Genomic DNA, 12,460 nt, shown 5'->3' on the forward strand with positions numbered 1-12,460 from the left:
CATGCAGTGAGGACATCCCGTAAGAGCATCGCCCGTGCCGGCGCCGTCACCGGACTCGCCGCCATCGCCCTGCTCGCGAACCCCGCGCTCGGTTCCGCCGCCGTCGCCGGTTCCGCCGCCGTGCACACCGAGGGGCAGCGAGTCGTCGTCGACTTCACCGGCGTCAGCTCGCCGAGCCTGCTGGTGTGCTGGGTTCAGGTCAAGGACCCCTTTGGGAACCTGCTGGAAGGCAATCCGGTCTCCTTGACCGGAGATCCGGGCGCGGGCACCTATCGGTCGCCTGCGCTCGAGGACGGGACGTATCGGGTCGAGGCGCTCTGCGCAGACGGGGACGGGCTGACCTTCCTCACCCCGTTCGGGGGGAGCGGGTCGTCCTCGGCGAGGCCTCGGGCAGCAGCGGCAGCGCCTCGGGCAGCGCGGACTCCCCGACCGGCAGCTGACCCCGGGGCGCCGGGAGCGCGCTATCGCGCGGTCAGTCGCGACTGTAGGTCGACCAGCGGGTCGGCGCCGTCGCGGCTGCCGCGCGGTCCCACGGCCCCCTCTGGCGTCGGAGCGGACGCATCGTGCGCCGGGAGGGTATGACCGGGTATTGCATTGAAATATGTTGTTAAACAGTATATTTGGACAAATAGTTCCGATCTTCGAGAATGAGCCATCGGATGGCTCGAGGCGTGCATCATGGCGGTTGTCATGCCTCAGGATGCTCCGTCGGAGCACTCCACTCGTCGAGATTGGACACACCGTGAAGACAACCCGTAAGAGCACTGCCCGCGTGGGCGCCGTCGCCGGATTCGCCGCGCTGGCTCTGTTGGCCAATCCTGCGGTCGGCTCCGCAGCAGTCGCCGGTTCTTTCCACGCAACCACGTCGGACGGTGTCATCGAGGTGACATTCACGGGCATCAGTTCTCCGACCCTGGTCGGATGCTACGTGGACGTGGTCGAGACATACGGAAGGTTCGAAACCCGTGGCGACGTGGCGCTGACTGGTGATCCGGGCTCAGGCACCTACCGCCTGACCGTGCCCAACAAGTCCTGGACCTATTTTGTAGAGCCGACGTGCGTCGATGCAGACGGTGTGACCTCCCTTTCCGGCACGGATCACCCGCCCCTGGATCTTGCCGGCAGCGCCGCGATGCTGTTCTCCAGCTGATAGGCGCCGAGCGTCGCTATCGCGCGGTCAGTCGCGACCGCAGCTCGACCAGCGGGTCGGCGCCGTCGCGACGGCCGCGCGGTCCGTCGGCCTCCGGCGTGATCATCCGCCCCCCGTCGGAACGGGTCCACTCGCGCACGGCCCAGCGCTCCGCGATCGCCCACCGGCCTGCGCGACGCTCCATCAGGTCGACATAGCGGGCGCCGCTGGTGAAGTCGCCCCCGGCGGGATGGCCCCAATGTGTTGCCGTGGAATATGACTCGCTGATCGCGAGGTCGCCGTGCAACTCGACGAGGTGGTTCCCGATGTGGTGCATGGTGCCGCCGAGCAGCTCCAGCTTGGGGCGTACCCAGGCGATGTACTCCTCGACGCCGCCGTCGAATCCGGTGTGGTGATCGATGCCGTCCGGGTGATAGGCGCCGCGTACCAGGTCGAAGTCGAGTCGGTCGATGCCGCGGCAGTAGCGCATCACCACCTCGTAGATGGCCTGTTTGTCGAGGAGTTCATCGAGCGCCGTCACCGCCGTCCCCTTCCTGTAGCCCGTCACATTGCGCTCACGAGTTCTACCGCAGGGTCAGGCCGTGGGTCAGGACCTTCCCGGTCACCGGGAGAAGGAAAGGGTGGTCGCACCGCTGACCGGGACTTCGGACACCGAGCGGCGGCAGTATGGCTAGTGTCGAACCCGCCGAAGCTGTGAACACCGAGACACCCAGTTACAGGAGTCGAGTTGGAACGCGCCACGATCGCCGAGATGCTGCTGGATCGCGTCGGTGACGAGCACCTGGGCGTGCGCACCCGTGAGCGGGACTGGACCTGGGACGAGACCGTCCGCGAGAGCGCGGCCCGCGGCGCTCTTGCCGCCGCGCTGCGCGTCGACGGTCCGTTCCACATCGGCGTGCTGCTCGAGAACACCCCGGAGTTCCTTTTCTGGCTCGGCGGCGCCGCGCTGAGCGGGGCCGCGATCGTCGGGATCAATCCGACGCGGCGCGGCGCCGAACTGGAGGCCGAGGTTCGCTACGTCGACTGCCAGCTCATCGTGACCGACGCGGCGGGCATGGCACAGCTGCGCGGGCTCGATCTCGGGCTGACCGAGGACCGGTTCCTCCTCGTCGACGATCCCGCGTACGCGGAACGCGTTGCGGCGCATCGGGTCGCGGACGTCGCCACGGATCCGGAGGTCTCCGAGTCGACGCTGTTCCTGTTGCTGTTCACCTCCGGCACCACCGGCATGTCCAAGGCGGTGCGATGCAGCCAGGGCAGGCTCGCGCGCCTCGCGCACGCGAACACCACGAAGTACGGTCACGTCCGAGAGGACGTGGACTATTGCTGCATGCCGCTGTTCCACGGCAACGCCCTGATGGCTCTCTGGGCGCCGGCCCTGGCCAACGGCGCGACGGTCTGCCTGACGCGGAAGTTCTCCGCGTCCGGGTTCCTGCCGGACGTGCGGTTCTTCGGCGCCACCTACTTCACCTACGTGGGCAAGGCGCTGGCGTACCTGATGGCCACGCCGGAGCAGCCGGACGACCACGACAACACGCTGGTCCGCGGCTTCGGCACGGAGGCCTCCCCGGAGGACAAGGCGGAGTTCGTCCGCCGGTTCGGTGCCGAACTGTTCGAGGGCTACGGGTCGAGCGAGGGCGCGGGCTCGGTTCGCCTCGACCCGGCCGCGCCCGACGGCGCGCTCGGGCGTCCCGCGCACGCGGAGATCGCGGTGGTGAATCCCGACAGCTTGGTGGAGTGCGAGCGGGCCCGCCTCGACGAGCACGGCCGGGTGCTGAACCCGGACGCGGCGATCGGGGAGATGGTCGACAGGGGCGGTGCCAAGCGGTTCGAGGGGTACTACAAGAACGAAAAGGCCGTGGCGGACCGGATCAGGCACGGTTGGTACTGGACAGGCGATCTCGGCTACGTGGACGAGGCCGGGTTCATCTACTTCGCCGGGCGCAAGGGCGACTGGATCCGCGTCGACGGCGAGAACACCTCGGCGCTGATGATCGAGCGGATCGTGCGCAGGCACCCGAAGGTCATCGCGACCGGGGTGTATGCGGTGCCGGATCCGCGCTCGGGCGACCAGGTGATGGCGGCGATCGAGGTGGCCGACGCCTCGGACTTCGATCCGCTCGAGTTCGCCGCCTTCCTCGCGGCCCAGGACGACCTGGGCACCAAGGCGGCCCCGCGTTTCGTCCGGGTGTCGACGAACCTGCCGGTGACCGGGTCGAACAAGGTGCTCAAACGCGAGCTGCAGTCCGAGCTCTGGCGGTGTGTCGACCCGGTGTTCCGCTGGGAGGGACGCGGGGAACCGGTGTACCGGGTGATGTCCGAGGATGACAAGGTCGCCCTTGAGGCGGAGTTCGCCTCGCACGGGCGCCAACGCTACGTATAGGCGGCTGCGCCGCCCGTGCGCGATTTGTACCCCAACCGGGGTACAAATCGCGCACAGCGGCGAAGCCGCCTCGCCGTCGAAAGGATGTTCCATGAAGCTGGGAGTCGTGATCCCGGTCGAGCTCGGTGTCACCGGGGAGCCCGACAGGATCCTCGAGTTCGCCAGGGCCGCCGAGTCTCTCGGATTCGACGAGATCTCCGCAGTGGAGCACTCCGTTGTCATCGGGGACACCGACAGTGCGTACCCGTACTCGCCGACGGGCAAGTCCCACCTGCCCGACGACTGCGACATCCCGGACCCGCTGGAGCTGCTGTCTTTCGTTGCGGGGGCCACGACCACACTCGGCCTCGCGACCGGGGTGCTGGTGCTGCCGAACCACAATCCGGTGGTGCTGGCAAAGCGGCTGGCGACCCTCGACCGGCTCTCCGGCGGGCGGCTGCGGATCTGCCTTGGGGTCGGCTGGATGCGCGAAGAGATCGAGGCCTGCGGGGGCCAGTTCGACCGCCGCGGGAAGGTCGCCGACGAGGCCATCGCGGTGATGCGCGCGCTGTGGGCCGGTGGGTCCGAGGGCGTCGACCACGCGGGCGAGCACTATCGGTTCGAGCGGGCCTATTCGTTCCCGAAGCCGGCGCGCCCGTCCGGCGTGCCGCTGTACATCGGCGGCCACAGCAAGGCGGCGGCGCGGCGGGCGGGGCGGTTGGGCAACGGTTTTCAGCCGCTCGGTCTCGGCGGCGAGGACCTCGACGCGGCGGTCGCGCTGATGCGCTCGTCCGCAGTCGAGGCGGGACGAGACCCGTCCGAGGTCGCGCTGGTGCTCGGCCACCTGCTGACGAGGGTGGACGAGTCGAAGATCGACTGGGCGACGTCGCTCGGGTCCGATCGGATCCTGCTGTCCGCGTCGCGCCACGCGACCACCTTCGATGCGGTGCTCGACGAGATGGCCGAGTGCTCGACGCGGCTGGGCCTGGCCTGACCGGTCGTCCGGAGCCGGGTGACGGCAGCCGTCACCGGGTTCGGGGGCGGCGGCCGGTCCGCCACCCGGCCACCGCCGCCTCGGCGTCCACCCGGTGCACCGGCACCCGCGGCGCGCTTGGGGCGCGCAGGTAGTCGGCGATGCGACGGTTCAGTTCCGCGACAGCCTCTCGCACGTCGGCCTCCGTCGGCAGGTCCGCGACCGTCTCGGGCAGTCGCGCGACCTCGCGCCGCAGCTGCAGCGACGGCGGCAGCAGCGCCTCGGTGGACAGCCCCTCTGCCCGCAGCTTGTTCTTCACCCACCACAGCTCGTCGTCGTCGGCGAGGTGCGGGATGGGCTTGCCCGCGCCGGGCAAGTTGTCGAAGTCGCCCCGTTCCTGGGCGACCCGGATCTGACGCTCGACCCACGACTCGAACGGGACGTCCCACGGCTTGCGCTCGGTCATGTCTCCAGGATGCGCCGACCCCGTAGGTCCTGCTACAGCGACCAGGTGTGCTTGCCGAGGACCTTCTTCTCGTAGACGTACACGTTCGCCCGGGTCGCGCAGAAGACGATGAGGCCGATTCCGACGCCCCGGTCCAGCCACACGGGGTGTCGGCGAACATCGCGACCACGCCATAGGCGACGCCGAGTGCGATGAACACCACGGCCTTCCTCCACAGGCCCTTGGCGAACAGGTAGAAGACGCCGAAAAGCGCGGCAAGCCAGTTGAACTGGATGGTCATTCGTCGACCGAAGGGCAGTGCCTTGAATGCGGCGACCCACTCGGGGCTGTTCTTCCAGAACCCGGGCAGTCCGTGCTGGGCAAAGAAGTCGAACCGGAGCATCCACCGCTGGCTCAGTCCGGAGACGGCGGCGGTGGAGTTCATGTGAGTCTGCGTCATGACCAGTTGGACGCACGCCGACGGTATTCGGTTCCTGGCGAGGTGCCGGTGCTCAGGTGTGCTCGGAGATCATCACCGCACGGGTGCCGGGCTCGAGCGCCTGGAACACGTGCGCGACATCGCCCGGGTACGCGATGTAGTCGCCGGGGCCGAGCTCGACGGGATCCTGGGTCACCCCGACCAGGGCCCGCCCTGCGCTGAGCACGACGTGCTCGATGACGCCGGGCGGGTGCGGCTGCGACTCGCGGGCGGGACCGGGTTCGGCCGCGATCCGGTAGACGTCGCGGCGCGCATTCGGCGGGCAGGAGGCGACCAGCGTGGCCTGGTAGTCGGCCCGATCCGAGTGCAGCGCCGGGCCCTCGTCTGCGCGGATCACCTGGACCCGCGGTCGCGGCGGGTCCAGTAGTCGCGATATCTGGATGTCGAGCGCGGTGCACAGTGCCCACAGCGTCTCCACGCTGGGATTACCCGTGCCCGCCTCGAGTTGGGACAGCGTCGACTTGGCCACCCCGGCGCGCCGGGCGACCTCGGTGAGCGAGAGCCCGGCCCGTTCGCGTTCCTGCCGCAGCGCGGACGCGATCGCGTCCAGCGGTGCCTTCCCCTCCGATGCCATGCGTTCACTGTATCGGTCGTATTGTTCGACTTGACGAACACTTGTCATCTGTTCATTATAAAAGTCATGCGTTCGACATGGCGAACACTTGATCGCGGGCTCCGGGCAGATATCGCCCTGGTGTGCCTCGCCGACGGGATCGTCGGCGTGTCCTACGGCGCCATCGCGGTCGGTCTCGGGTTCGCGCCGTGGCTGCCCGTGCTGATGGCCGGGCTCGTCCTCGCAGGCGCCTCGGAATTCCTGTTCGTCGGCATCGTCGCGGCAGGCGGGAGCCCGCTCGCGGCGCTCGCCGCGGGCTTGCTCGTCAACGCGCGGCACATGCCGTTCGGCCTCGCGGTCGGCGGCGTGACCGGCAACGGCTGGCGGCGGCTGCTGGGCAGCCACATCCTCAACGACGAGAGCGCGGTCTTCGCGCTCGGTCAGGACGACGCGGCGCGCAGGCGCGCCGCCTACTGGCTGTGCGGCATCGGAATCCTGGTCTGCTGGCCCGCCGGGGCGCTGATCGGCGCGACCGCGGGCAGCGTCATCGGCGACACCGACCTCCTCGGGCTCGACGCGATGTTCCCCACTGTGCTTCTGGCGCTGGTGATTCCGGCGTTGCGGGATCTGGCCACCGCTCGAGCGGCACTGGTCGGCGCCGGCGTGGCGCTGGCCGCGACACCGTTCCTGCCCGCGGGCATCCCGGTGTTGCTGGCGCTCGTTGGGCTCTGCGCAGGCGGCGTGCGAAGGGCGGCCGTTCGGTGAACGTGACTGCGGTACTGATGGTTTCGATACTCGTGTTGGCGGCGGGAACGTTCGCCTTCCGATTCGCAGGCCCCGCGCTGCGGACCCGGGTGGTCGTTCCGGATCGGGTGGAGAAGCTGATGGGGACGGCGGCGGTGGTGTTGCTGGTCGCGGTCGCCGCCACCACGGCGCTGACCCAGGACCAGGGCGCGGCAGGCATCGCACGACCGCTGGGCGTGCTGGTCGGCGGGGTGCTCGCCTGGCGCAAGGCGCCCTTCCTCGTGGCGGTGCTCGCCGCCGCGGCAACGGCAGCAGGACTGCGCCTGCTCGGCGTCCCCTGATCGAGGTGGCGGTCAGGCGCCCGGCACCGTCACCGGGCGGTCCTCGGCGAAGTCGACGGTCAGCTCCCGGCGCGCGACCAGCCATCGACCGTCCACGCGCCGGTAGCTGTCCCGATAGCGGATGGCGAGGCTGTTGTCGCGGAACCCGTCCTCGACCCGGTAGATGTGGTGCGCCTGGCAATAGACCAGGCCGTCGGCGGCGTCGCCGTCCACGGTGAGCACCTGCTGTCCGACCGCGTGGTGCGTCGAGTGCAGGTGCCCGACCGCCCCGAGTACCGTCGCGGCGATCTGCTCGGGGCCCGCGACGGTCGGGCTCTGGCCGCGCCGGACCAGCGTGGCGGGCTGAACGAACTCGGCGTCCGTGGTGAAGAGAGCGGCGAGAGCGGCGGTGTCACGGCCGTCCACCGCCGCCGCGTATCGTCCGACCAGATCGGCGAGATCGAGTCGGTCGGCGTGGTCTTGAGTGCTCATGCCCCGAGTATGCGACGCCGGCAGCGGGTGCGGACCGCGCCCGCGCCCGCTGAGCGGGAAAAGTGCTCCGGGATTCGGCTGCGCGGGCGCATGATCGGGGTCGAGAACTCTGTCTGGAGGAATGTTGGCCGCACAACCGATTGTCGGGAGGCCGACTTCCGCCCGACTCGTGGTCATCGCCCTGGCCTCCTGCGGCATCGCGGTCTCGCTGATGCAGACGATCGTGATGCCGCTGCTGCCCGAGTTCCCACGGCTGCTGAACACCTCCGCCTCGAACGCGGCCTGGCTGGTGACCGCGACCCTGATCGCGGGCGCGGTCTGCGCTCCCGTGCTCGGCCGGCTCGGCGACATGTTCGGCAAGCGCCGTATGCTGCTGATCGCGCTGGCCGTGATGGTGCTGGGCAGCGCCCTCGGTGCCGTCTCCGACGAGTTCGCGGTGGTGCTCGGCGCCCGGGCGCTGCAGGGCGCCGCGATGGGCGTCATCCCACTGGGCATCAGCATCATGCGCGACGAGCTGCCCGAGGATCGGGTCGGCTCGGGCATCGCGTTGATGAGCTCGACCCTCGGCGCCGGTGGCGCCATCGGGCTGCCGCTGACCGGTGTGGTCGCGGAGCACCTGAGCTGGCATTGGCTCTTCGGCGGCGCCGCCGTGCTCGGCATCGTCGAGATCGTCACCGTCTGGACCCTGGTGCCCGAGTCGCCGGTGCGGACCGGCGGGAGGTTCGACCTGGCGGGGGCGGCGGGGCTGTCCGCGGCGCTGATCTGCCTGTTACTCGCGGTGACGCAGGGCAACAACTGGGGCTGGTCCACCCCGGTGATCCTCGGGCTGTTCGCGGGGTCGACCGCGCTGTTCCTGCTCTGGGGCGTCTACGAGCTGCGGCTCTCCTCGATCGGGGCCAAGCGGCCGCTGGTGGACCTGCGCGTCTCCGCCCGGCGGCAGGTGCTGCTGACGAACATCGCCTCGATCCTGATCGGCTTCGCCATGTTCACCTCGTTCATGGTGAGCGCGCAGATCTTCCAGGCGCCGGCCGCGACGGGGTACGGATACGGGATGTCGCTGACGCTCAGCGGGATCGCGCTGCTGCCCGGCGGCCTGATGATGATCGCCTTCTCGCCGGTGTCTGCGCACATCTCGCGGCGCAGGGGGCCGCGGACGACGTTCATGCTCGGCGCCGTCATCCTGCTGGTCGCCAATCTCACCCGCGCACTGGTGCCGCACCAGCTGGGCGTGATCGTCGCGTGCATCGCGGTGACCGCGATCGGCGCCGCCTTCGCCTACGGGGCGGTCCCGGCGATGATCATGCGTGCCGTGCCGGTGTCGGAGACCGCGGCCGCGAACAGCCTCAACTCGCTGGCCCGATCCATCGGCACCTCCGCGTGCAGTGCGGTCGTGGCGGCGGTCACCACCGCGTCGATGATGCAGGTCGCGGGTGTGCAGTTCCCGACGGCGGGCGCGTACGCGCTGGTGTTCGGGATCGGATCGGCCGCGGCGCTGGTCGCGTTGGTCGTTGCGGTGTTCATCCCGGGCGACGAAGTCCGCCCGCAGGACCAACCGCTGAGTGAGACTGAACCGGATCGGATACGCGCCGCTCCGTAGCGGCCCACTCGCGCGAGCGCACGTGATCTGCTCGAGTGCCGCGAGACAGGGGAGAACATCGATGGATCTGAGGGAGTCGGCCGCGCAGACCGAGCTGCGCCGCGAACTGCGCGCGTACTTCGCCACGCTGCTGCCGGATCAGAAGCGCCGCACGGCCGGTGAGCAGGGCGTCGGCGGCGAGCACTTCCGCGAGATCGTCAGGCTGCTCGGGCGCGACGGTTGGCTCGGCATCGGTTGGCCGGTCGAGTACGGCGGTCAGGGCCGCTCCATCGAGGAGCAGTTCGTGTTCTTCGACGAGGTCCAGCGCGCCGGTCTGCCCTTCCCGTTCGTCACGGTGAACACCGTCGGCCCGACCCTGATGAAGTACGGCACGCAGGAGCAGAAGGACAGATTCCTGCCCGGCATCCTCGCCGGGGACATCGTCTTCGCGATCGGGTACACCGAACCCGAGGCCGGCACCGACCTCGCCTCGCTCACCACCCGTGCGGTCCGCGACGGCGACGGCTGGGTGATCGACGGCAACAAGATCTTCACCTCGGGCGCGAACACCGCCGACTACGTGTGGTTGGCCTGCCGCACCGATCCCGAGGCGCCCAAGCACAGGGGCATCTCCATCCTGATCGTCCCGACCGACGACCCGGGCTTCTCCTGGTCGCCGATCAACACGGTGGGCGGCCTGATGGTCACCTCCACCTACTACACCGGTATCCGCGTCACCGACCAGGACGTCGTCGGTGAGGTCAACGGCGGCTGGCAGCTGATCACCGCGCAGCTCAATCACGAGCGGATCGGTCTGGCAGCCCTCGGTGGCAGGACCTACGGGCTGTGGAACCAGGTGCTGGACTGGTCTCGCGCGAACGGGACCATCGAGATTCCCTGGGTACAGCAGGATTTCGCGCGCACCCACGCCAAGCTCGAGGCGATGCGGCTGCTGAACTGGAAGATGACCTCGGCGGTCGCTCGGGACGCCCTCTCCGGTGCCGACGCCGGTGCGACCAAGGCGTACGGCACCGAGACGCACGTCGACGTGTACCGCACCCTGCTCGGCATCCTCGGTGCCGCGGGCCGGATCCGGCCGGACTCGCCGGGCGCGATCCTGGCCGGCCAGATCGAGCAGATCTCCCGCCAGGGCGTGGTGAACACCTTCGGTGGGGGAGTGAACGAGGTGCTGCGCGACATGGTCGGCACCATCGGTTTGGGGCTGGTCCGCGAAAAGCGGGTCAGATGAGCGAGGAGCACTGATGGACTTCGGCTTCAGCGAAGAGCAAGAGGCGATCCGCGCCCTCGCCGACGAGGTTTTCACGAGCAAGGCGGGCATCGACCGGGTCAAGGAGGTGGAGGGCAGCGAAGACCGCGTGGACCGCGACCTCTGGCGTGAGCTGGCGGTCACCGGACTGCTCGGCATCGCCCTGCCCGAGGATCTCGGCGGCGGGGGAATGGGGGTCACCGAGCTGTATGTACTGCTCGAACAGCAGGGTCGCCACGTCGCGCCCGTGCCGATCTGGCCGACCGCCATTGCGGCGCTGGCTGTTTCCGAGTTCGGGACCGTGGATCAGCGCACCGCGCTTGTGCCAGGCGTCGCGGATGGCAGCACCTTCCTCACCGTCGGTCTCGAGGAGTTCGGGCCCTACGTCGCGGGCGACCCCGAGACCACTGCCGCTTCGTCCGCCGACGGGGTGTGGCGGCTGGACGGCGCGAAGGCCGCCGTACCGGTGGCGCACCTCGCGCACCGGGCGGTCGTGTCGGCGACGACCGGATCCGGTGCCGCCCTCTTTCTCGTCGACCTCTCCGGCGACGGCGTGAGCGTCGTGCGGACGCAGTCCACCACCCACGAGATCTGCGCCAACATCGAGTTCTCGGGTGCCACGGCGGAGTTGCTCGGCCCGGCCGACGGCACCGCCGTCTCCTGGCTGCTGGACCGCACCGAGCTCGCGCTGGCCGCGATCCAGCTCGGTGTCGGCTCCGGCGCGGTGTCCCAGGCCGTCGCCTACCTCAACGAGCGCAAGCAGTTCGGGCGTCCGCTGGCGACCTTTCAGGCCGTGAGCCACCAGCTCGCGGACTGCTACATCGACCTCGAGGCCATGCGGGTCACCCTGTGGCAGGCGGCGGTGCTGCTCGCCGCGGGCGCGGATCCCGGTACCTCGGTGCTGGTCGCGAAGTGGTGGGCGACCGACGGCGGTCAGCGCGTGGTGCACCGGACCACCCACGTACACGGCGGCATGGGGGTGGACACCGACTATCCGGTACACCGGCACCTGTTGTGGGGCAAACAGATCGCGGCCACCCTCGGCGGCGCGAGCTCGGACCTTGCTCGTCTGGGCGCACTCCTCGCATCGGGCATCGAGGTGGGGGCATGACCGCGGTGAGGGTGGTTCCCGCCCAGTGGGTCGCGATGTTCGCCCGGCACCACATCCATCAGTACGGTGCGACGAGAGTGGACAACGTGCTGGTGACGGCTGGAACAGCTGTGCCGACCAGCGGACTGATACTGGGAGCAGCCTGATGAGCACCACCGAGACCGACACCTCGAACGCGGGCCGCTGGCGCGGCGCGGACCTGGGCACCAGGACCGTCGGCTACACCGAGCGGGACGCGATCGTCTACGCGCTCGCAGTCGGTGCTGCCGCGAGCGAGCTGGACCTGGTGTTCGAGGACCGGCTGCGCGTGCTGCCGACCTTCGCGCTGACCCTGGCGCAGTGGGCCCCCGACGAGCTGGGCTCACGGGGCGCCTTCGACACCAAGACCGCGCTGCACGGGTCGCAGGACCTGAAGGTGCTCAGGCCGCTGCCGCGCAGCGGTGAGCTGACCCTGACCGCCTCCGTGGGCGAGGTCTGGGACAAGGGCGCCGCCGCGGTGTTCGAGGTGCGCGTCGAGTGCGAGTACTTCGTGGCGACCTGGTCGCTGTTCGCGCCCGGTTACGGCGGCTTCGGCGGCGAGCGTGGCCCGTCCAAGCCCCCGGCGCCGGAGGGCGTGCCGAACCTGTCGACGGAGCTGGCGACCTTCGAGAACCAGGCCGCGCTCTACCGGCTGACCGGCGACCTCCACCACATTCACATCGACCCGGCGGCCGCCGAGCGCATCGGCCAGCCGCGTCCGATCCTGCAGGGGCTGTGCACCCTGGCCGCGAGCACGTTGCCGCTGGCGCGCGCCCTCGGTGCGCACCCCGCCGACCTGGTGGAGCTGTCGGGGCGGTTCTCGGCCCCGGTGTTCCCCGGACAGGTCCTGCCCGTGCGCGGTTGGCGCGACGGCCACGCTGTCGAATTCGAGGTCGGCGCGGACACCGTGGCGATCGCGGGGGCGCGCGCCCGGTTCGCGGGCTGACCGC

At 69.8% G+C, this 12,460-nt stretch carries 16 protein-coding genes and 1 pseudogene; 12 read left to right on the forward strand and 5 right to left on the reverse strand.

From position 1 onward, the window contains the following. Positions 1-6 precede the first annotated feature (6 nt). Together BTZ20_RS01220 and BTZ20_RS01225 are read left to right on the forward strand one after the other, a co-directional pair. Positions 7-582, forward strand: coding sequence for a hypothetical protein (locus BTZ20_RS01220; RefSeq protein ID WP_077040081.1), 576 nt, complete (start codon positions 7-9; stop codon positions 580-582). Positions 583-742: 160 nt separating this feature from the next. Then, a complete protein-coding gene (locus tag BTZ20_RS01225; protein ID WP_145982155.1) occupies positions 743-1,150 on the forward strand; it encodes a hypothetical protein in 408 nt (135 codons plus the stop codon). Positions 1,151-1,166: 16 nt separating this feature from the next. Here the strand turns inward: BTZ20_RS01225 and BTZ20_RS01230 are convergent, their stop codons facing one another. Then, complete coding sequence (locus tag BTZ20_RS01230) at positions 1,167-1,670, reverse strand: nuclear transport factor 2 family protein (RefSeq protein WP_223263563.1); 504 nt, start codon at positions 1,668-1,670, stop codon at positions 1,167-1,169. A gap of 231 nt (positions 1,671-1,901) precedes the next feature. Between BTZ20_RS01230 and BTZ20_RS01235 the strand changes: the two genes are divergently transcribed. Both BTZ20_RS01235 and BTZ20_RS01240 read left to right on the forward strand, forming a co-directional pair. Continuing rightward, positions 1,902-3,533: an AMP-binding protein gene (locus tag BTZ20_RS01235; protein ID WP_223263866.1), complete on the forward strand. Its 1,632-nt coding sequence runs from the start codon at positions 1,902-1,904 to the stop codon at positions 3,531-3,533. Between the two features lie 91 nt (positions 3,534-3,624). Then, the gene (locus BTZ20_RS01240) at positions 3,625-4,506 is read left to right on the forward strand and encodes an LLM class F420-dependent oxidoreductase (protein WP_077040085.1); all 882 of its coding nucleotides are present in this window, start codon (positions 3,625-3,627) and stop codon (positions 4,504-4,506) included. Positions 4,507-4,537: 31 nt separating this feature from the next. Here the strand turns inward: BTZ20_RS01240 and BTZ20_RS01245 are convergent, their stop codons facing one another. Both BTZ20_RS01245 and BTZ20_RS29630 read right to left on the reverse strand, forming a co-directional pair. Continuing rightward, positions 4,538-4,951, reverse strand: coding sequence for a DUF1992 domain-containing protein (locus BTZ20_RS01245; protein WP_077040086.1), 414 nt, complete (start codon positions 4,949-4,951; stop codon positions 4,538-4,540). A gap of 202 nt (positions 4,952-5,153) precedes the next feature. Further along, positions 5,154-5,300: pseudogene (locus tag BTZ20_RS29630) on the reverse strand (DUF2628 domain-containing protein); the annotation flags it as partial. On the opposite strand from BTZ20_RS29630, the gene BTZ20_RS28805 reads away from it, so the two are divergent. Beyond that, positions 5,254-5,379: a hypothetical protein gene (locus BTZ20_RS28805; RefSeq protein ID WP_262982533.1), complete on the forward strand. Its 126-nt coding sequence runs from the start codon at positions 5,254-5,256 to the stop codon at positions 5,377-5,379. The pseudogene BTZ20_RS29630 and the gene BTZ20_RS28805 sit on opposite strands and share 47 nt — an antisense overlap. 63 nt (positions 5,380-5,442) lie before the next feature. Here BTZ20_RS28805 and BTZ20_RS01255 read toward each other — a convergent pair whose 3' ends face one another. Continuing rightward, positions 5,443-6,003: a helix-turn-helix domain-containing protein gene (locus tag BTZ20_RS01255; protein ID WP_077040087.1), complete on the reverse strand. Its 561-nt coding sequence runs from the start codon at positions 6,001-6,003 to the stop codon at positions 5,443-5,445. A 66-nt stretch (positions 6,004-6,069) separates the two neighbouring features. Between BTZ20_RS01255 and BTZ20_RS01260 the strand changes: the two genes are divergently transcribed. Together BTZ20_RS01260 and BTZ20_RS01265 are read left to right on the forward strand one after the other, a co-directional pair. Continuing rightward, the gene (locus BTZ20_RS01260; protein ID WP_077040088.1) at positions 6,070-6,747 is read left to right on the forward strand and encodes an AzlC family ABC transporter permease; all 678 of its coding nucleotides are present in this window, start codon (positions 6,070-6,072) and stop codon (positions 6,745-6,747) included. Next, positions 6,744-7,067: an AzlD domain-containing protein gene (locus BTZ20_RS01265; RefSeq protein ID WP_392976582.1), complete on the forward strand. Its 324-nt coding sequence runs from the start codon at positions 6,744-6,746 to the stop codon at positions 7,065-7,067. Before BTZ20_RS01260 ends, BTZ20_RS01265 begins: the two co-directional genes overlap by 4 nt. A gap of 12 nt (positions 7,068-7,079) precedes the next feature. On the opposite strand, the gene BTZ20_RS01270 is transcribed toward BTZ20_RS01265, so the two are convergent. Beyond that, positions 7,080-7,538 (reverse strand): nuclear transport factor 2 family protein, encoded by a 459-nt coding sequence (locus BTZ20_RS01270; RefSeq protein ID WP_077040089.1) that lies wholly within the window; start codon positions 7,536-7,538, stop codon positions 7,080-7,082. Positions 7,539-7,707: 169 nt separating this feature from the next. On the opposite strand from BTZ20_RS01270, the gene BTZ20_RS01275 reads away from it, so the two are divergent. From BTZ20_RS01275 to BTZ20_RS01290, 5 genes are all read left to right on the forward strand, one after another. After that, a complete protein-coding gene (locus BTZ20_RS01275) occupies positions 7,708-9,135 on the forward strand; it encodes an MFS transporter (protein ID WP_223263564.1) in 1,428 nt (475 codons plus the stop codon). Positions 9,136-9,196: 61 nt separating this feature from the next. Then, complete coding sequence (locus BTZ20_RS01280) at positions 9,197-10,363, forward strand: acyl-CoA dehydrogenase family protein (RefSeq protein WP_077040091.1); 1,167 nt, start codon at positions 9,197-9,199, stop codon at positions 10,361-10,363. Positions 10,364-10,376: 13 nt separating this feature from the next. Then, on the forward strand, positions 10,377-11,492 hold the full coding sequence (locus tag BTZ20_RS01285; protein WP_077040092.1) for an acyl-CoA dehydrogenase family protein: 1,116 nt from the start codon (positions 10,377-10,379) through the stop codon (positions 11,490-11,492). Further along, entirely contained in the window at positions 11,489-11,638 is a 150-nt protein-coding gene (locus tag BTZ20_RS27045; RefSeq protein WP_189636708.1) for a hypothetical protein, read from the forward strand. The genes BTZ20_RS01285 and BTZ20_RS27045 overlap by 4 nt, the downstream gene beginning before the upstream one ends. Next, on the forward strand, positions 11,638-12,456 hold the full coding sequence (locus BTZ20_RS01290) for a MaoC/PaaZ C-terminal domain-containing protein (RefSeq protein WP_077040093.1): 819 nt from the start codon (positions 11,638-11,640) through the stop codon (positions 12,454-12,456). Before BTZ20_RS27045 ends, BTZ20_RS01290 begins: the two co-directional genes overlap by 1 nt. Positions 12,457-12,460 lie beyond the last annotated feature (4 nt).

The organism is Rhodococcus sp. MTM3W5.2 (genome assembly GCF_001984015.1).
Lineage (GTDB): Bacteria > Actinomycetota > Actinomycetes > Mycobacteriales > Mycobacteriaceae > Rhodococcus_G > Rhodococcus_G oryzae.